This window comes from Curtobacterium sp. PhB137 (assembly GCF_003814955.1).
Taxonomy (GTDB): Bacteria; Actinomycetota; Actinomycetes; order Actinomycetales; family Microbacteriaceae; genus Curtobacterium.
Genome location: NZ_RKQO01000001.1, coordinates 13,941 through 32,338 on the forward strand (window position 1 = coordinate 13,941; position 18,398 = coordinate 32,338).

General features: G+C 72.0%; 15 protein-coding genes. 8 read left to right on the forward strand and 7 right to left on the reverse strand.

What is annotated here, in order from left to right:
• Positions 1-90 precede the first annotated feature (90 nt).
• Positions 91-570: a hypothetical protein gene (locus tag EDF28_RS00090; protein ID WP_123936765.1), complete on the forward strand. Its 480-nt coding sequence runs from the start codon at positions 91-93 to the stop codon at positions 568-570.
• Here EDF28_RS00090 and EDF28_RS00095 read toward each other — a convergent pair whose 3' ends face one another.
• Positions 571-1,170, reverse strand: a complete 600-nt coding sequence (locus EDF28_RS00095; protein ID WP_123936766.1) for a dihydrofolate reductase family protein — start codon at positions 1,168-1,170, stop codon at positions 571-573.
• 106 nt (positions 1,171-1,276) lie between these two features.
• Between EDF28_RS00095 and EDF28_RS00100 the strand changes: the two genes are divergently transcribed.
• The 3 genes from EDF28_RS00100 to EDF28_RS00110 all read left to right on the forward strand — a co-directional run bounded on the left by EDF28_RS00100 (position 1,277) and on the right by EDF28_RS00110 (position 5,413).
• Positions 1,277-3,175, forward strand: coding sequence for a family 43 glycosylhydrolase (locus EDF28_RS00100; protein ID WP_123936767.1), 1,899 nt, complete (start codon positions 1,277-1,279; stop codon positions 3,173-3,175).
• Between the two features lie 117 nt (positions 3,176-3,292).
• On the forward strand, positions 3,293-4,726 hold the full coding sequence (locus EDF28_RS19070) for a GAF domain-containing serine/threonine-protein kinase (RefSeq protein WP_173170924.1): 1,434 nt from the start codon (positions 3,293-3,295) through the stop codon (positions 4,724-4,726).
• A gap of 468 nt (positions 4,727-5,194) precedes the next feature.
• The gene (locus tag EDF28_RS00110) at positions 5,195-5,413 is read left to right on the forward strand and encodes a PLDc N-terminal domain-containing protein (protein WP_123936791.1); all 219 of its coding nucleotides are present in this window, start codon (positions 5,195-5,197) and stop codon (positions 5,411-5,413) included.
• Between the two features lie 271 nt (positions 5,414-5,684).
• Here EDF28_RS00110 and EDF28_RS00115 read toward each other — a convergent pair whose 3' ends face one another.
• The 6 genes from EDF28_RS00115 to EDF28_RS00140 form a co-directional block, all read right to left on the reverse strand.
• Entirely contained in the window at positions 5,685-6,167 is a 483-nt protein-coding gene (locus EDF28_RS00115) for a tetratricopeptide repeat protein (RefSeq protein WP_123338400.1), read from the reverse strand.
• On the reverse strand, positions 6,164-8,143 hold the full coding sequence (locus EDF28_RS00120) for a DUF6807 family protein (RefSeq protein ID WP_123936768.1): 1,980 nt from the start codon (positions 8,141-8,143) through the stop codon (positions 6,164-6,166). The genes EDF28_RS00115 and EDF28_RS00120 overlap by 4 nt, the downstream gene beginning before the upstream one ends.
• Positions 8,140-9,828: a hypothetical protein gene (locus EDF28_RS00125; protein WP_123936769.1), complete on the reverse strand. Its 1,689-nt coding sequence runs from the start codon at positions 9,826-9,828 to the stop codon at positions 8,140-8,142. The genes EDF28_RS00120 and EDF28_RS00125 overlap by 4 nt, the downstream gene beginning before the upstream one ends.
• Complete coding sequence (locus tag EDF28_RS00130; protein ID WP_260154440.1) at positions 9,828-10,751, reverse strand: carbohydrate ABC transporter permease; 924 nt, start codon at positions 10,749-10,751, stop codon at positions 9,828-9,830. Before EDF28_RS00130 ends, EDF28_RS00125 begins: the two co-directional genes overlap by 1 nt.
• On the reverse strand, positions 10,748-11,722 hold the full coding sequence (locus EDF28_RS00135) for a carbohydrate ABC transporter permease (RefSeq protein ID WP_207895555.1): 975 nt from the start codon (positions 11,720-11,722) through the stop codon (positions 10,748-10,750). Before EDF28_RS00135 ends, EDF28_RS00130 begins: the two co-directional genes overlap by 4 nt.
• An 80-nt stretch (positions 11,723-11,802) precedes the next feature.
• Positions 11,803-13,083 carry an ABC transporter substrate-binding protein gene (locus EDF28_RS00140; protein ID WP_260154441.1) on the reverse strand — a complete coding sequence of 427 codons (1,281 nt, stop codon included), beginning with the start codon at positions 13,081-13,083 and terminating at the stop codon, positions 11,803-11,805.
• A gap of 246 nt (positions 13,084-13,329) precedes the next feature.
• Between EDF28_RS00140 and EDF28_RS00145 the strand changes: the two genes are divergently transcribed.
• The 4 genes from EDF28_RS00145 (at position 13,330) to EDF28_RS00160 (ending at position 18,378) form a co-directional block, all read left to right on the forward strand.
• Positions 13,330-14,385, forward strand: coding sequence for a LacI family DNA-binding transcriptional regulator (locus EDF28_RS00145; protein ID WP_123936770.1), 1,056 nt, complete (start codon positions 13,330-13,332; stop codon positions 14,383-14,385).
• Between the two features lie 587 nt (positions 14,386-14,972).
• On the forward strand, positions 14,973-16,175 hold the full coding sequence (locus tag EDF28_RS00150) for a Gfo/Idh/MocA family protein (RefSeq protein ID WP_260154444.1): 1,203 nt from the start codon (positions 14,973-14,975) through the stop codon (positions 16,173-16,175).
• The gene (locus EDF28_RS00155; protein WP_123936772.1) at positions 16,172-17,476 is read left to right on the forward strand and encodes a DUF993 family protein; all 1,305 of its coding nucleotides are present in this window, start codon (positions 16,172-16,174) and stop codon (positions 17,474-17,476) included. Before EDF28_RS00150 ends, EDF28_RS00155 begins: the two co-directional genes overlap by 4 nt.
• On the forward strand, positions 17,473-18,378 hold the full coding sequence (locus EDF28_RS00160) for a sugar phosphate isomerase/epimerase (RefSeq protein WP_123936773.1): 906 nt from the start codon (positions 17,473-17,475) through the stop codon (positions 18,376-18,378). The genes EDF28_RS00155 and EDF28_RS00160 overlap by 4 nt, the downstream gene beginning before the upstream one ends.
• Positions 18,379-18,398: the final 20 nt, after the last annotated feature.

Genomic DNA, 18,398 nt, shown 5'->3' on the forward strand with positions numbered 1-18,398 from the left:
CCTGTCGATCGACAGGTGGGACGTCGCTCGTTGCACACGCATCGACTGCCCGTGCGACGAGTGGCCCCGCGGCGTCGCTAGGCTCACGGCGTGCGACACCTTCCCGCCCTGGTCCTGCCGGCGCTCGCCGTCGTGGCCCTGCTCGCCGGCTGCACGTCGGCGCCGCCCGTCGACGAGCAGGCCCTCGCCAAGTGGAAGACGCAGCAGGAGGCGACGACCGAGACCGAGGACGCGGTCCTCGGCGTGCTGAGCGCCGACACGACCCCCGGCGACGAGGACCCCGCCCATCTCGAGCCCGGCGTCCGCGTGCAGTTCCCGGACTCCCGGACGATCGACCACCTCGAGTTCTCCTGCTACGGCAACGGGCACATGCGTGGCATCGTGCGGACGGTGCTGCCGGGCGGATCGCAGAGCATCGAACTCGATCCGATGGACTGCCGCGACAGCCCGCACCAGATCGAACTGTCATCGAGCAAGGACGTCGACAGCGTCGCGTTCAACGACTTCGACAGCGACCGGCCGAGCGCCTGGCGACTCGTCATCTTCGGTCCGGGCCCCTCGGGAGAGTGACTACCGCAGCACCTGGTAGCGGTGCAGCGTGACCCCGTTGTGGTACTCCCGCTGCTCGAGCAGGTCCAGCAGCACCGGCGATCGCACGCCCGTCACCGGCGGGTCGAACAGCGGCCGACCGGCGCCGAGCACCGCGGGGTGCGTGTAGAGCAAGAGCTCGTCGAGCAGCCCCGCGTCGAGCAACTGCGTCGCGAGGTTCGGGCCGCCGACACCGATGTCGCCCTCGGACTCCTCGCGCAGGACGGCGAGCTGCGCGATGGCGTCGTCGCCTCCGATGACCCGGGTGTTGTGGTCGGCGCTGGTCCGGGTGCGCGATACCAGGACCTTCGGCTGGTCGGTCCAGACCTCGCCGTACTCGCGCATGAACGCCGGCATCGACTCGTCGGTGCGGGCGTCCGGCCAGAACGGGTCCATCATGTCGCGGACGACCCGCCCCTCGACGGACAGGGTCATCGCGGCGGCGCGGGCGTTGAACTCGCGGTGCAGCGGCTCGTCGATCCGCATCCACTCGGGCCCCTCGACGTCGCCGAGTTCTCCGGCGTCGCGCTCGACGAAGCCGTCGATCGACACGTTCATCCAGTACACGAACCTCGCGGGCATCGCAGACTCCTTCGTCGCGCGGAACCGGACGGAACCGGCCCGGTCCGCTGCCCGCGAGCGTACGCTCGCGCACGCAGCCCTTCCTCGACGATGAGAGCAGGACCCCGTGCGCCGAACAGTCGCAACCATCCTCGCCGTCGTGACGCTCACGGCGGTCGCGGCCACGGGCCTCCCGGTCGGCCCCGCCGCAGCGTCCACGCCCGTGGCGGACCGGACCACCGGACACAGCGGCTCGGGACACGGCGCGGCTGCGCCGACCCACCGGAACCCGGTCGCGCTCAGCCTGCCCGACGGCGAGACGGCGGCGAGCTGCGCCGACCCGACCGCGATCCGCGGCGTCGGGCGCGACCGCAACTGGTACCTGTACTGCACGACCGACGCGTTGACGGCGACGGAGCAGAACGCCGACGGGTCGCTCGTGCAGCACGGTGTGCCGACCTACCGGTCGACGGACCTGACGCACTGGACGTACGTGAACGACGCGTTCCCGACGCGACCGGCGTGGGTGGGGTCCGCCAACGGGATCTGGGCGCCGGACGTCGTGTACCGGGCCGGCGACCGTGGTCGCGCGGGCACCTGGTACCTGTACTACGCCGCGTCCGACACGCCCTCGGCATCGGCACCGACCGGCGGGGGATCCGCGGTCGGCGTCGCGACGAGCTCGAGTCCGACCGGTCCGTGGAAGGACTCCGGCGGCCCGGTCGTGGCACCGCAGACCGCCGCGAACGGCACCGGGGCGCGCTGGGCGTTCGACCCCGAGGTCATCACCGACAAGGGCACCACGTACCTGTACTTCGGCAGCTACTTCGGCGGCGTCAACGTCCGCACGCTCAGCGCCGACGGACTCCGCTCCGACCCCGCGAGCGAGCGGCAGATCGCGATCGACAACCGGTACGAGGGCGCGTACTTGATGCGCCACGACGGCTGGTGGTACTTCACGGGCTCCGCCACGAACTGCTGCAACGGCGCCCTGACCGGGTACGGCGTCTTCGTCGCCCGGTCGCGCAGCCCCCTCGGACCCTTCACCGACCAGGACGGTGTCGCGATCACGAGCACCCGGGTCGGCGGGACACCCCTCCTCGCGCAGAACGGCAACCGCTGGGTCGGCACCGGGCACAACACCGTGGTCACCGACCTCGCCGGCCAGGACTGGATCATCTCCCACGCGGTCGACCGTGGCGACCCGTACTACACCGGGCAGCCGACGTACACGAAGCGGCCGGCGCTCATCGACCCGCTCGACTGGCGGAACGGCTGGCCCGTCGTGCGGGGCGGAGCGGGGCCGTCCGACACGGTGCAGCCGGGGCCGGTCGCACAACCGGGGCAGCGTGCGACCTACCGGGCGACCACCGCACCCGTCGACGTTCCCGGACGGACCATCCGCGCGCTGTCGACGTCGTTCGACGGGACCACGCTCCCCGCGGCGCTCCGCTGGACCCGCGAACCCGACCGCTCGACCTGGACCGTCGGCGGCGGCACGTTCCGCTGGCAGACACAGGACGCCGACATCCACCCACCGGCGACGCCACTCGCCTCGGTCCTGTCCGAACCGGCGCCGCGAGGCGACTACGTGCTGCAGACGACCGTCGCGGTTGACACCCCCGCCACCGGCGACGGGGTGAACTACGTGCAGGGCGGACTGATCGTGTGGGGCGACGACGGGAACTACGTCCGGCTGACGTCGAACTCGATCTTCAACACCCGGCAGACGGAGTTCGGCAAGCAGGTGTCCGGGCAACCGGCTGGGTCGCCGAGCTACGGCAACACGGTCGTCGGACCGGTCGGGGACACCACCACGCTCCGGATCGTGCACCGGGTGGTCGGCGGAGAGCACCGGTACACGGCGTCCACGAGCGTCGACGGGCGGCACTTCGTCCGAGGTGGGACCTGGACGGCGGACCTCGGGAGCGCGCCGAGGATCGGGCTCATCTCGCTCGGCGGTGCCGGGTTCACGAGCACGTTCGAGGACCTGCGGGTGAGCACGGTGGCGACGCACCGGCGGTGACGGTCTGACGTGCCGCGCACGCCGGCGCCGTCCATCCGGAGAACGCCGCGGGCCCCCACGATCCCCGTCGGGATGGGAGGATGCACCGACGCCTGCCCGCACCGAGAACGAGGTTCGATGAGTCCGACCGAGGACACCCAGTCCGCGGCCCCACTGCTCGACGGGCGCTACCGACTCGAACACGCCATCGGCCAGGGCGGCATGTCCGTCGTGTACCGCGGCATCGACGAGAGCCTGCACCGCCCCGTCGCCGTCAAGGTGTTCCACGCCGGCACGGTCGACATCGCCCGGCAAGAGGCCGAACTCGGCGTGCTCGCCTCGCTCGAGCACCACAACCTCGTCAGCCTGCTCGACACCGGCGTCGTCACCGGCCACGACGGCACCCACCAGCGGTACCTCGTGATGGCGCTGGTCGTCGGCCAGGACCTCGAGGAACGCCTCGCCGTCGGCCCGCTCGCCTCCCGCCACATCGCCGAGATCGGCTACGACATGGCCGAGGCGCTGCACTACATCCACAGCCACGGCGTCGTGCACCGCGACATCAAGCCGTCGAACATCCTGCTCGTCGACTACGGCCACGACTCCGACCGCGCCCGCGCGCGGCTCACCGACTTCGGCATCGCGCTCGCCGCGGGCGTCGAACGCATGACCGCCGACGGCGTCACCACCGGCACCGCCGCCTACCTCAGCCCCGAGCAGGCCCGCGGCGGCGACGTCGGGAGCCCGAGCGACGTCTACTCGCTCGGCCTCGTGCTGTTGCAGTGCTTCACCCGCCGCCGCGAGTTCCCCGGCTCGCTCGTCGAGTCCGCGGTCGCCCGGCTGTCCCGCGACCCGGTCGTGCCCGAGCCACTGCCCGAGCACTGGAAGCAACTGCTCCGCGCGATGACCGCGCAGGACCCGGCCGCACGCCCCGCCGGCGCCGAGCTGGTCACGATGCTGCGCGACGTCGTCATGACCGAGACCGCCGGCACCGACCACGTCGTGGACACCACGGCCGCGGCTCCGACCGCCGCTGCCGGTGCGCCGCGAGCCGACGCCGACACAGCCCGCCCGGCGACGCTCGACACCCTGCCCGACGAGGCCCTGCACCGCACCACCGCGATGGCCGCCCGCCTGTTCGACGCGCCCATCGCCCTGGTCGAGGTGCTCGACGAGGACCGCGCCTGGTCGCAGTCGTACATCGCCGAGGGCGTCGACGAAGCAGCGCGCAACATCAACTTCGGCAACGGCTTCGCGCCCGTCGCGGTCCCCGTCGTCATCCCGGACGGGTCGATCCACCCGGACATGCAGCACAGCCCGCTCGTCACCGGCGCGCTCGGCATCCGGTTCTACGTGAGCGTGCCGCTCGTGCGGCACGACGGCGTCCCGATCGGCACCCTCGCGGTGCTCGACACGAAGCCGCGGCAGGCGACCGAGGCCGACCTCGCCAACCTGCACGACCTGGCCGCCCTCGCCGTCACGCAGCTCGAGATCCGGCAGGAGTCGCTCCGCACGACGAGCGACTCCCTGCCGGTCGCGCAGGCGGTCCCGCAGGAGGGCGCGCGGCCCTAGACGGTCGCCGCTGACCGACGGGAGGCCCGGTGCGGGCCCGCCCCGCGCCTCCCGTCCGCCCGCGGTCGCGCCTCGCGCGTCGGTCCCGCGCACGGGCGGCTGCCTGCCTGCCCGCGCCTCCCGCTGGCCTGATTGCTCGCCCGGTCGGCGCGCGCTGGATGCCGAGCGGGCGAAATACCGGGGTTGTGCGCCCCGCGACCCGGGCATTTCGCCCGCTCGCGGTCGCATGCCGCAACTCGCATGCATCCGGTGGAATACGAGTGCTCGTTCGCGCGAGCGGGCGAAATGCCGGGGTGAGGAGCCGGCCGGCCGGGGTATTTCGCCCGTTCACGGGAGTGGCGAGACATTGCGGGTGCGGGAACGGTGGCGCGGTGACACCTGGACGGGAGGTGGCGTGGGCGGCGGCGTCGGCCCTACTGTCGGTTCGTTGCGCGGCAGCGGCCGCCACGGAGGGATCGCACTGTGTTCATGGACCTGTCCGAGTCGCACGTGTTCGTGCTCCTGCTGATGCTGGCCCTCGAGGTCCTCGCGCTCGTCCAGGTCTGGCGTGACCGTAGGCGCACGCTCGTGGTCAAGGTCCTCTGGACGCTCGTGATCCTCGCACTGCCGGTCATCGGCGTGCTGGGCTGGGCCGTCAACTGGCTGCTCGGCAAGGCTGCAGAAGCGCTGCAGCGACGGAACGCCTGACCGCCGATCCCGGCTGATCGGGCACTGCCCCTATCGGTTCAGGCCGCGCAGGCGCATGCTGTGCGAGGTAACGGAACCCGAATCCGCAAGTGGTCGAAGCACGATCGACCCGTGGGGAGGGAGCGCCTCTCTGGGCCTCTGTCGAGCGTCGACGCTTCCTTCCTGTCCTGCCCCGCAGCTCGTCCCGCCGCGATTCGGGTGTCGCGACCGGACGGGAGGGACGTCCGCGTCCCCGCGAGCCGGGCCCTCACCGTCGCCCGGCTCGTGCAGTTCACTCAGTGAGGGCAGCAGCGTAGGCGCGGACCGAGCGGTGGTAGCGGGGGAGCGTCGGTTCGACGGCCTCGATCGCGACACGGAGCGCTTCGTCGTGACGGCCCGCACTGTGCAGGGCGAGCGCGAGGAACACCTTCGGCGCAGCACCGGTGGACGGGTGTTCCGGGGCGTCGCGGAGCATAGCGATGGCCTCGTCGACGCGGTCGAGGTTCCGCAGGGTCGAGGCGTGCTGCACGACCATCTGCGCTGCACGGGCGGGATCGACGTCGGCGAGTCCCGCGGCGGTGGCGGCTGCGTAGTGGACGTCGGCCTCGGCCTCGTGGCCGCCGGAGTCGTTCGCGCCGCCGAGCTCGAACGCGCCGAGGGCCGGGTGCGGCGCAGCGTCGGCGAGTTCGCGCATGCGGTCGATGCGCTGCTGGTCGTCGATCGTGTCATCGGCCCAGAGTGCGGCGACGCGGGCTTCCCAGTCTGCGGTGCTCATCGGTCCAGCGTATTGCCGCCCGGCGTCGCACCGTCGGCGAACGTCGCTCCGTCGTTGACCGTCGCACCGTCGGCGACCGTCGAACCGTCGGTGATGGTCGCGCGGAAGGACCGGACGAGCGGGACACCGGGGTGCACGAGCGCCGGCGCACGCCAGGCGAGGGCCGAACCGATCGCCGGGTACTCGGCGGCCCGGACGAACCAGGGATCGCGGTGGTCGAGCGCTTCGAGTCGGATCGTCGCAGGCGCTCCCTCGAACACCGCGGACCACTCCACCCAGGGCGCGACCGAGCCGTGCACCGCCGCTTCGCCCTGCGCGTCAGCGGTCCGGACGACCACGTCGGTGCAGTCGGCGAAGCGCCAGAAGAACCCGCCGTACCCGGCACCGACCCGGCCGTTGCTGCCCGGACCGCCGAGGTGCACGACGGCGTCGCCGGGGGTTCGGAACGAGGACGACCAGGTCAGCTCCCACCCGGAGTCGACGGCGCGCCAGGCGAGGGTGCGGTCCTCGTGCAGGACGACCGTGTGGTCGGGCCCGCGCCAGACGAGTTCCTGGACCGTGCCGCCACCGTTCGGAGCGGGGTGCTGCTCGGCACGCACGACGTCGACGCGGCCGTGGTCGTCGCGCCACACGTAGCCCGGACCGTGCACGTAGGTGCGGCCGCCCCAGCAGTTCACGGCGTCGACGTCCGGGATCGCGACCCCGACGCCGCAGTGCCAGTCGTGGTCGGCCGGGTGGTCGGCGCTCAGGACGGTGCCGCCGAGGGTCCGCACGGGGTGCAGGTACGGGCGCGGGGACGACGTCGCGATGGTCCCGGAGCCGTCGAGTTCCGTGGCCACCGGGGCCCCGCTGACGCGCAGGACCTGCAGCACCTCGTCGCGGGCGGTGTGGGCCCAGGGCGCGCCGACCTCGGAGAACAACGCTCGTGCGTCGGCGGCGCGGTCGACGATCGCCTCGACGTCGGCGACGAGCGGACGACGGGCAGGCCCCTCGCCCTCCCACGTCACCCAGGGGTGGTCGATGCGGACGGGCTCGGCGACACGGACGGCCTCGAGCACCTCGACGAACGCACCCGTGGAGACCAGGGGGACGAGCAGTTCGTCGCCGCGGGACCGGTGGGCGAGCAGGTTCTCGAGCAGGTCCGTCCGGCCGACGGTCCGGGTGGTGTCGCCGATGGTGACCTCGTCGGCCGTGTAGTGCAGCACGGCGTTCCCGGCGGCGCCGCGGACCCGAACGGTCGGCAGGACCTCGGACGGAGCGCACAGGGTCAGGGCCGCGGTGGCTTCGAGGCCGGCGCTGGTCGTGACCCGGACGGCCGAGGTGTCGTCGCCCTCGATGTCGTTCGCCCGGAACAGCTCGACCTCGACGCGCCTGACGTCGGACGCCCGACGGCAGCCGACGAGCGCCAGGGCCGTCGCGACCGCGTGGGCGAGCGGGTTCGTCACGACGCCGTCGAGGACGTCGACGCCCTGGACCCGACGCCGTCCGGCCCACGCGGAGCGGTCCCAGTACGCCCGGTTCCGGGTCCACGTGCCGACGGCCGCGGCGGAGCGGACCGGACCGACGAGCGACCCGTCCCGGAACGCCGGCAGCGCCTCGGACCCGAGGCTCTGGAACCCGACCTGCACGACGCGGCCGGTGCGCCGCTCGGCGTCGAGCAGGGTGCCGAGCGCGTCGCGGGTGGTCACCGGGGGCTTCTCGAGCAGGACGTCGGCACCGGCCTCGAGGGCAGCGAGCGCCAGCGGCAGGTGCGCGGCGATCGGGGCAGCGATGACGACGACGTCGACCGGGCCGTGGTCGCGCGCTGCCACGACGTCGGCCACGACGACCGCCCCGTCGTCGGTGCTGGTGCCCAGCGTGGGGTCGACGACGGCGGTCAGCGTGCAGACCCCCGCGGCGACGAGCCGGTCGATGTTCGCCCGGTGGTGCAGGCCGTAACCACGCGCACCGACGAGCACCACGCCGGGGAGGGTCATCGAGCGGTGCCGATCACGATGCGCGTCGTGCCGGGGGAGCGCCCGGTCACGTGGACGTGCTCGCCGTCCGGTCGGTCGGTGCCGCCGAGGAACGCGTAGTCCTGTCCGGGCGCGTAGAACGCTGGCTGGGTCGGGCCGCTGCCGTTGCCGGCCCCGAAGGACACGGCGTCGTCGCCGACACGGTAGGTGCCGGTCCCGTCGGCGAGGACGGTCTCCCCGGTCGCGGCGTCGGTGCTCACACCCGTGAACGTACCCCCGCCGCGGAACGTCAGCTGGAGCGACCACGGCACGTCGGCGCCCTCGGTCGTCACGTCGATCGAGACGGCGTCCGGCGTGACGGTGACGTCGACCGTCGTGGTGAGGGAGACGGTGTCCGCCGCTCGCGAGCCGAAGGACATCGACGCCGAGAACCGGCCCTCGTCACCGAGCGCGTACGCGCCGTCGGTCCGTCGAGCCGCGGTGGGCAAGGGCTGGTGGTACCCGGCGGACACGGTCTCGGCGAGCCGGTACCGCCCGTCGCCGAGGGACTCCAGTGAGGTCGGACGGAACGGTCCGAGCCCGAAGAACTCCCGCGACAGCCGGACGTCGGACAGCACGACCGAGCCGGCACCGGCGAACACGCGCAGGAACGTGGGGCTGTTCGCCAGGCCAGATCGGACGTGGCCCTGCGACGGCACGTCCGAGCCGGCGAACAGGACGACGCTGCGGTCGGGTTCGCGGACATGAACGAGCCGGGCGTCGGCGAAGGAGTGCACGGCCGGTTCGAGCGGCGCACCGACGGGTAACGGACGGGCGAGCAGCGGATCCGTCATCGCGCGGGCGGCGACCGCACCGGGCTGCCACGTCTCGGCGACGGCGGCCCGGGCAGCGACGGCGGCGAGGTCGGCGCGGTCGTCGAGCACGGCCACGTGCCAGAGCAGGGGAGCGAACGCGCCGATGCCGAACGCCTGCGACTGGTCCTGGCGGCGGGACTGGACGGTCTCGACGGTGTCGTCGGGCAGCAGCAGCGCGAGGGTGGCGTCGAGCGACCGGCGGACGGGCTCGAGCAGCTCCGGCCGGTCGAGCACCGAGGCGAGGACGAGGAACGACGGGCACGAGACGGCCGCCGCGTAGTTCGGGCTGCGCTCGGACCACAGCCCGTCGGCGTCGATGTCCGCGCCCTCGGCGAGCCACTCCTCGATCCGCGCGACCAGCGCTGGTGCCGGGTGCAGTCGGTGGATCCGGGCGAGCGCGGCCGAGACCTCCCACCGGTGGTTCGGCGTGTGCACGCCACCCGTGAGCAGCGCCGGCGTCGCACGGTGCACGATCCGGTCGAGGTCGTCGGCGAGCACCGCGGCCGCCGGGACCGACGCCCGGTACGGCGCGAGCAGTTCGAGGGCGTCGCAGACATCGTTCACCGTGAACGCCGAGTCCGGCGGCGAGAGCACGTTGTCGCCGCCGACGAACGTGCCGCCGGGGGACTGCCGGGCCGCGAGGTGTCGGACCCAGCCGTGCGCGGTGGCGAGGTCGTCGTCGGGAAGGCGATCGGCGCCTCCCGTCCGCTCGTTCCGGACCCACGCCCCGACCAGGGTGAGGGCACGCGCCATCAGTTCGCGGTGCTGCAGCGCAGCCGGATCGTCGTCGGCGAGCCGGAGGCGCGCGACGGCGGCGTCCGCGGCCGGGCCGACCGCGTCGAGGAGCCCCATCAGTCCTTGAGTCCCGCGTTGAGGTCTGCGCCGTTCACGTACTTCTGGAACACCAGGTAGATGAGCACGAGCGGGATGATCGAGATCACCGAGGCACCGAGCAGGACGGTCCAGTTGACGTTCTCGGCCCCGACGATGCTCTGCAGTGCGATCTGGATCGTGAACTGGTGCGGGTCGTTGAGCACCAGGAGCGGCCAGATGTAGTCGTTCCACCGCCACTGGAACGAGAAGATCGCGAGCGTCAGCATGATCGGCCGGGAGATCGGCAGCATGATCCGCCAGAAGATCCCGAACTCGCTCGCACCATCGATGCGCGCGGCCTCCACCAGGTCGTCGGGCACCGTGATGAAGAACTGCCGGAACATGAAGATGCCGGTCGCGGTGATGACCGACGGCACGATGATGCCGGCCAACGAGTCGTACATGCCGAGGTCGCGGATGACGATGAACGTCGGCGCGAGGATGACCTCGGTCGGCAGCATGGTCGTCGCCAGGATGCAGACGAAGAAGACCTTGAGCCACTTGTTGTCGTACTTCGCCAGGGCGTAGCCGGTGGCGGCGCTCGCCAGCACGGTGAGCACGGTGGTGACCAGCGCGACGATCACGGTGTTGCCGAAGTAGCGGGCGAAGTCGTAGCTCGCCCACGCCTCGGTGAAGCCGCTGACCGACCAGTTCTTCGGCAGCAGGGTCAGCGGATACGAGAACAGTTCGCCGCCGGGCTTGAAGGCGCTCAGCACGAACCAGAGGACCGGGAAGCCGAAGGCGATGATGAAGACCCAGAGCAGGGCGGTGGCGGCGATGGCCTTCGGACGGGGCGGGCCGTCGAGGCGCTTGGTCGTGCTCTTGCGCGTGTTCTTGATCTTGCTCTTGGTCGTGTTGTCGGTTGCGGGTGCGCCGGGGGCGCTGGGCAGGGTGGCGGTCATCGACGGGCCTCCGTCCGACGGTTCACGGCCAACTGGATGAGCGCGATGGCCATGAGGATGAGCATGAGGACCATCGACGCTGCGCTCGCGTAGCCGATGTGGGCGTTCTGGAAGCCGTTCGTGTAGATGTACTGCACGAGCAGGTTGTTGTCGGTGCCGGGTCCGCCGCCGTTGAGTGCCTGGATGGTGGCGAACTCCTTGAACGCCCCGAGCGACGACAGCAGGATCACGATGAACGACGTCGGTGCGATGCTCGGCAGCGTGATGTACCGGAACTGGTGCCAGGCGCCGGCCCCGTCGAGGGACGCTGCCTCGTAGTACGACTGCGGCACGTTCCGGATCGCGGCGACGAACAGCAGCATGTTGAAGGCGGCTCCGGCCCACGCGGTGGCGAACACCACCACGAGCAGCGACAGGTCGGCGTTCGACTGCCACGGCACGGCCTTGCCACCGAGGGACTCGATGACGAAGTTCGCCAGGCCGAAGTTCTCGCCGAACATCCACCGCCAGATCACACCGGTGACGATCGGGGAGATGAGCCACGGCACGAAGAACACGATGCGGGCGACGCTGCGGCCCTTCGCCGCCGGACTCGTCAGCATCAACGCCATCGACAGTGCGAGGACGAAGCCGAGCGGGACGGCGACGATCGCGTACAGGAAGGTGCGCCCGAGGGCTGCGTAGAAGGTGTCGTCGGCGAACAGCTCGAAGTAGTTCGCCAACCCGATGAACTTCGGGTCGACGACGCCGTTGTAGTCGGTGAACGAGTAGCCGAGGCCGATGACGGCGGGCCACACGAAGAACACGACGAACAGGACGGCGTTGACGCTCACGAACAGGATCGGGGCGAGGACGGGCTTGCTGACGCCGGAGCGGCGGCGCTTCGTCGTCTTCGCGGCTCCGGGCCGGCGGGGCGGCACCGGGGTGGGGACGGCGGTCTGCACGTCACCGGCTGCGGTGGGGATGCTCACGATGATCCTCTTCGTTCGACGTGGTGCTGCTGTGGAAGGAGAGACAACGGGGCCGGACGCGTGCGCCCGACCCCGTTCCGTCAGCCGACGTGCTCCTCGTAGTACTTCGTGATCGTCTCGAGGGTCTTCTTGGCCGACTGCTGCCCGTTGATGAGCTTGCCGACCTCGGCCGTGGTGGGGTCGGTGCCGAGCTCCTTGCCCTCGACCGCCCACTTCGCGCTCTCCTTGGCGTAGGAGCTCGAGATCGGGTCGGCTGCGTCGATCTCCTTCTGGTACAGCGCGAAGGAGTCCTTCGCTGCCTGGGACTCGAACGGGTACTGGATGTCCAGCCCGGTCTCGACCGGCAGGAAGCCGTTCGTCGTCACGAGCTTCGCGTAGTTCGTCGGGTCGTACATGTAGTCGATGAACTTCTTGGCGGCGGCACCGCGGGCGTCCGAGTTCTCGAAGCCGACGATGTTCCCGCCGTAGTTGATCTCGGTGGCGTGGGTCGGGTCGGCGGGTGTGGCGGCGCTCGCCCAGTCGAAGTCGGTGATGTTCGACGCGAAGTCCGACGACTGCCAGACACCCGAGAAGTACGCGACGACCTGACCGCTCTTGAACAGGGCGTTCGGGTCCTGACCGCTCGTCCACACCGACTTCGGCATGACCGAGTCGTCGTTCATGTCGGCGAAGTCCTGCAGTGCGTCGACGGTCTTCGCGTCGGTCGGGAAGGAGCCGTCCTTATCCTGCTGCATGAAGTCGGTGCCCTTGGTGAACATGTAGGCACGCAGACGCGACGGCGACGAGTCGAACACCATGTCGTACTTCGCGCCGGTCTTCGCCTTCACCTTGTCGGCGGCCGTGAGGAACTCGTCCCAGGTCCACGCCTTCGCGGGGTCGGTCGGGTAGTCGACGCCGGCCTTCTCGAACAGCGACTTGTTGACGAACAGGCCGGCAGCGGTGACGTCGGACGGGATCGAGGTGACCTTGCCGTCGTCGTCCTTCGCGATGATGTCCTGGTCGATCTTGTTCGCGTCGTCGTCGACGATCGAGGCCAGGTCGACGGTCTTGCCGGTCCAGATCGGGTCGATGCCGGCGGCGCGCACGACGTCGGGCAGCGAGTTCGCCTGGGCGGACTCGCGGAGCTTGGTCTGCAGTCCGTCGTACGGCAGGTTCACGATCTTGACCGTGACGCCGGTCTTCTCCTCGTACGCGGTGGCGAGGTCCTGGTAGCCCTTCTCCTGCGCGGTGGAGGTGGAGAGCCAGAAGGTCAGCTGATCGACCTTGCCGCCGTCGCCGGAGCTGCCGGAGGCACAGCCGCTCAACAGGGCCAGTGCGGCGATGCCGCCGGCGAGCGCGAGCATTCTCTTGGATGACTTCATCGTCACTGCTTTCGTTCGGGACCACTGGCGTCTGCCGTGGGCGAGCGTTCGGGGTGTCTCGGCCGAGGACCCCAGGTCTACACGACGTGAGCGCTCATGGCAAGCGCTTTCCTGGGCGATGTTCTGACAATGTGACCAGCCGTCTCGGAAGGCCGCGCCGACGGCGCGGACGCTGGTCGGGCCTCCCGGGAAATCGCTATCCTCGCCACAGACCGCGCACGGCGCGGACCGGACTGGAGGCACGACATGCCCGAGCGAGGCACCGTCACCCTGGCCGACGTGGCCGAGCTCGCAGGCGTGTCGCTCGCGACCGCCTCGCGGGCGTTGAACGGCAGCACGCGGAAGGTCCGACCGGAGTCGGTGGACCGGGTGCAGGCCGCCGCCCACGAGCTCCGGTACACCGCCAACGTGCAGGCGCAGGCCGTCGCTCGCGGGACCACCACGACCCTGGCGCTCGTCGTCGGCGACATCGCCGACCCGTACTTCGCCGCGATCGCCGCGGGGGCGATCCGGGCTGCCGACGACGCCGGGCTCGTGGTGACGATCACCTCGACCGGCGGGGATCCTTCGCGCGAGGCCGCGGTGCTCGGCGTCGTCGCCGGACTCCGGCCGCGGGCCGTGGTGCTCGCCGTGAGTCGTCGACTCGGTGCCGGGCAGACGTCGGGAGCGTCGGACTCCGCAGCTGCCGTCGGCGCACTCGTCGCCGCCGGTGCCGGGGTGTCCGCGCTCGTGTCCGACCTCGACGGTGCCGCCGCCGGGGTGCCCGGCGTGCACGGGGTCGTCATCCGGAACCTCAGTGGTGCCGCGGCCCTTGCGGGTGCGCTGGTCGAGCAGGGGCACGACTCCTTCGCCGTCCTGTCCGGCGACCCGGACCTGGCGACGGCGCACGCGCGGGTCGAGGGCTTCGTCGCAGGGCTCGCCGCGCACGGCATCCGGGTGCCGGACGACGCGGTGGTGCCCTCGGCGTTCACGCGCGACGGCGGGTACCAGGCGATGGTGACCCTGCTCGACCGGGCGGCGGGCGGTGCGTGGGCGTTGCCGCGGTGCGTGTTCGCGGTCACCGACCTGATGGCGGTGGGGGCGGTCGCGGCGATCCGGGAGCGTGGGCTCGTCCCCGGGGTGGACGTCGGCGTCGCGGGGTTCGACGACGTGCAGATGCTCGCCGACGTCGTGCCGGCGCTCAGCACGGTGCGGCTCCCGTTGGAGGAGATCGGGGAGCGGGCGGTGCGGCGGGCCCTGGGGCTCGAGGCCGACGGGGCCATCGACGGCGAGGTCGTCCTGCGCGCGAGCACGGCGCGGTAGCGCGGCGGGGGCGGGGCGCTCGCGCTTGGTGAGCAGAAAAGGTCGAGTCCGGCGCCGCCACTCGACCTTTTCTGCTCACTGAGTGCGGCGCCGGCGGCCGGTCGGGCTCGAGGGTGCGTTACACGCCGTCGGTCGGGCGTCGAGGTTCCACAACATGCCGCGGGTTCGGCGTCGAGGTTCCACGGAACGCCGTCTGGCGCGCCGAAGTTCCGAGATCTCGGAACCTCGGCTGGCGCGGTCGGGAGCGTCCCAGGCGGTCCCCATCGGCCACCGGCGCATGCGGAGCGTCGCACGACACTCCGACGCCCGGGGCGTCGAGGTTCCACAACACGCCGCGGGTTCGGCGCCGAGGTTCCACGGAATGCCGCTCAGCGCCCCGAGTCTCCAAGATTTCGGAACCTCGGGCGCGGGCCGCAGCAGCCGGAGCCGCCGGGCCCGGGCCGCGCGTGTGCGTTCGTGTTCGGGTACTACTGCAGCGCGCCGGGCGTGGTGTACGGTTCCGGGCAAGCGCTTTCCACCAAGCGGAGAGCAGGCCACAGCGAGCAAGGGAGCACGCGTTGACCACCACGCGCACCATCGGCATCATCATGAACGGCGTCACCGGACGCATGGGCTACCGCCAGCACCTCGTCCGGTCGATCCTGGCCATCCGCGAGGACGGCGGACTCCGGCTGCCGGACGGCTCCCGCGTGCAGCTCGAACCGATCCTGGTCGGCCGCAACGCCGCGAAGCTCGAGGAGATCGCCACCCGCCACGGCCTCGAGCACTGGACGACCGACCTCGACGCCGCCCTCGCCGACCCGCGCTGGGACGTCTTCGCCGACTTCGCCGTCACGAGCGCCCGTGCCGACGCCCTGCGCAAGGCGATCGCTGCCGGCAAGGCGATCTACACCGAGAAGCCGACCGCCGAGACCTCCTCGGAAGCGCTCGAGCTCGCCCGACTGGCCGCCGAGGCCGGGGTGCCGAACGGCGTCGTGCACGACAAGCTCTACCTGCCGGGCCTCCGGAAGCTCCGCCGCCTGATCGACTCCGGGTTCTTCGGGAAGGTCCTCAGCGTCCGCGGCGAGTTCGGCTACTGGGTGTTCGAGGGGGACTGGCAGACCGCACAGCGCCCGAGCTGGAACTACCGGCAGCAGGACGGCGGCGGGATCGTCGTCGACATGTTCCCGCACTGGAACTACGTGCTCGAGCAGCTGTTCGGCCGCGTCGAGTCCGTGTACGCCCGCGCCGTCACCCACATCGAGCAGCGCACCGACGAGCAGGGTCACGAGTACCCGGCGACCGCGGACGACGCCGCCTACGGGGTCTTCGACCTGGCCGGCGGCATCACGGCGCAGATCAACTCGAGCTGGGCGGTCCGGGTGGACCGTGACGAGCTCGTCGAGTTCCAGGTCGACGGCACGCACGGCAGCGCCGTCGCGGGACTGTTCGGCTGCCGCATCCAGCCCCGGACGGCGACGCCGAAGCCGGTGTGGAACCCGGACCTGAAGGACGACCGCGACTACAAGGCGCAGTGGCTCGAGGTCCCCGACAACGAGGTGTTCGGCAACGGGTTCCGCGCCCAGTGGGAGGACTTCCTGCAGGACCTCGTCGCCGGCCGCCCACACCCCTACGACCTGCTCTCCGGTGCCCGCGGCGTGGCGCTGGCGGAGGCCGGCCTGCGGTCCAGCGCCGAGGGTCGACGCGTGGACCTGCCGGAGCTGCACCTGCCCACGGGGGCCGAGCCGCGCCTCCAGGTCGAGACACCGGAGGTCGCCCAGCACACCGAAACGGTCGGCGCACGCGCATGACCGACCTCACCCTCCTCGCCGCCGACGGCTCGACCAGACGGGCGACCCTGAACCCGCCGGCAGTCACGGCCGCCGCCAAGCCGACCGCGCCCCTGACCGAGCGCCTCGTCTACGCGGCCGCCCACGTCGTCCCGCGCGCCGCCGCCGACAACACCCCCGGCGCCCCGGCCGACCTCGACTGGGACGCCACCCTCGCGTTCCGCCACCACCTGTGGTCGTGGGGACTCGGCGTCGCCGACGCGATGGACACCGCGCAGCGGAACATGGGCCTCGACCCGGCCGCGACGCGCGAACTCATCACCCGCAGCGCCCGCGAGGCGCAGTCCGTCGGCGGCCGCATCGTCGTCGGCGTGAACACCGACGACCTGCCGGACGACGGGGACGACCTGCCCACCGAGCAGCAGGTCGTCGACGCCTACGTCGCCCAGCTCCACCACGCCGAGGATGCCGGCGCCGGCGTCGTCCTCATGGCGAGCCGTCACCTGGCCCGACTCGCGCAGCGCGCAGACAGCGACAGCGACAGCAGCAACGCCGCCGCCAGCACCTACCGCCGCGTCTACGGCCAGGTCGTCGAGCGGGCGAGCGCCCCCGTCGTCCTGCACTGGCTGGGGGAGGCCTTCGACCCCGCCCTCGCCGGCTACTTCGGCGGGCAGCAAGGCCCCGACACCGTGCTCGACATCATGCGCGACGCCGGGCCGAAGGTCTCCGGCATCAAGATGAGCCTGCTGAACGCCCGCGCCGAGGTCGCCCTCCGCTCCCAGCTGCCCGCGACCGCGCGGATTTTCACCGGCGACGACTTCCACTACGTGGACCTGATCGCCGGAGACCGGGCCGGAGACCGAGCCGGAGACCGGGCCGGAGACCGAGCCGGAGCACGGGGCCGAGCCCACTCCGACGCCCTCCTCGGCGCCTTCGCCGCCATCGCCCCGATCGCCTCCGCCGCCGTCCAGGCCCTGCCCGACGAGACCGCCTACCGCGCCCTCCTCGCCCCCACCGAGGCGCTCTCCCGCCACGTCTTCAGCGCCCCGACCTGGCACTACAAGACCGGCATCGCGTTCCTCGCCTGGCTGAACGGCCACCAGCCTGCCTTCCAGATGGTCGGCGGCCAGCACGCCGGCCGCTCCCTGCCGCACTTGTCCGAGACCATCCGGCTCGCGAACGCCTGCGGCGCCCTCGAACACCCGGACCTCGCCGCCTCGCGCTGGCACGCGCTGCTCGCGGTGGCCGGCGTGGGGACGCGGTCGACCGGGAGGCCCGGATCACCCGCCGTCGACCGCACCGTCGCCGAGGTGGTCGCGTGACGACCGCGACGGACGCCGTCACGCCGGTCCGGTCCGCCGGCGCTGCGCCGCATCCGCGGCTGTCGGTCAACCAGGCGACGATCAAGTACGCGCCGCTCCGGCAGGCGCTCGACACCGTGGCGGAGGCCGGCGTCGGAGCCATCGGCACCTGGCGGGAGCCCGTCGCCGAGGTCGGTCTCGCCGAGGCCGCCCGGATGGTCGCGGACTCCGGGCTCCGGGTGTCGTCGCACTGCCGCGGAGGCTTCTTCACGCTCCCGCCAGGCACCGCGCGGCAGCGGGCGCTCGACGACAACCGCCGTGCGATCGACGAGACCGCCGCCCTCGCCGCGGCTGGAGCACCCGGTTCGGCGCCCGTGCTCGTGCTCGTCGCCGGGGGACTGCCCGAGGGGTCGCGCGACCTGGTCGACGCCCGGGGCCGGGTGGCCGATGCGCTCGCCGACCTGGTGCCGCACGCCCTCGACGCCGGTGTCCAGCTCGCCGTCGAGCCGCTGCACCCGATGTACGCCGCCGACCGTGCCGTGGTGTCCACGCTCGCGCAGGCGATCGACCTGGCCGCGCCGTTCCCGGCCGCTGCCGTGGGGGTCGTGGTCGACACGTTCCACGTGTGGTGGGACCCGGCACTCGCGGGGTCGATCGCCCGCGCCGGGGCTGCCGGGCGGATCGCGTCGTACCAGGTGTGCGACTGGACCACCCCGATCGCGGCGGACCCGCTGCTGTCCCGGGGCTACCCGGGGGACGGCCACGTCGACTTCGGGCCGGTGACGGACGCGGTGGTCGCTGCCGGGTACACCGGTGACGTCGAGGTGGAGCTCTTCAACCAGGCGATCTGGGACACCCCGCCCGCCCAGGTGGTGGCGCGCGTCGTGCAGGCGTTCGACGCCGCGGTCCCGCTCCCGCGCTGACTGCCGGGCGCTGCACCGTC

Bases quoted from the DNA above. Each gene is read 5' to 3' on its own strand.
- EDF28_RS00095 (WP_123936766.1), bottom strand. From the start codon at position 1,170: ATGCCCGCGAGGTTCGTGTACTGGATGAACGTGTCGATCGACGGCTTC.
- EDF28_RS19070 (WP_173170924.1), top strand. From the start codon at position 3,293: ATGAGTCCGACCGAGGACACCCAGTCCGCGGCCCCACTGCTCGACGGG.
- EDF28_RS00110 (WP_123936791.1), top strand. From the start codon at position 5,195: ATGGACCTGTCCGAGTCGCACGTGTTCGTGCTCCTGCTGATGCTGGCC.
- EDF28_RS00115 (WP_123338400.1), bottom strand. From the start codon at position 6,167: ATGAGCACCGCAGACTGGGAAGCCCGCGTCGCCGCACTCTGGGCCGAT.
- EDF28_RS00120 (WP_123936768.1), bottom strand. From the start codon at position 8,143: ATGACCCTCCCCGGCGTGGTGCTCGTCGGTGCGCGTGGTTACGGCCTG.
- EDF28_RS00125 (WP_123936769.1), bottom strand. From the start codon at position 9,828: ATGGGGCTCCTCGACGCGGTCGGCCCGGCCGCGGACGCCGCCGTCGCG.
- EDF28_RS00130 (WP_260154440.1), bottom strand. From the start codon at position 10,751: ATGACCGCCACCCTGCCCAGCGCCCCCGGCGCACCCGCAACCGACAAC.
- EDF28_RS00140 (WP_260154441.1), bottom strand. From the start codon at position 13,083: ATGAAGTCATCCAAGAGAATGCTCGCGCTCGCCGGCGGCATCGCCGCA.
- EDF28_RS00145 (WP_123936770.1), top strand. From the start codon at position 13,330: ATGCCCGAGCGAGGCACCGTCACCCTGGCCGACGTGGCCGAGCTCGCA.
- EDF28_RS00150 (WP_260154444.1), top strand. From the start codon at position 14,973: ATGAACGGCGTCACCGGACGCATGGGCTACCGCCAGCACCTCGTCCGG.
- EDF28_RS00155 (WP_123936772.1), top strand. From the start codon at position 16,172: ATGACCGACCTCACCCTCCTCGCCGCCGACGGCTCGACCAGACGGGCG.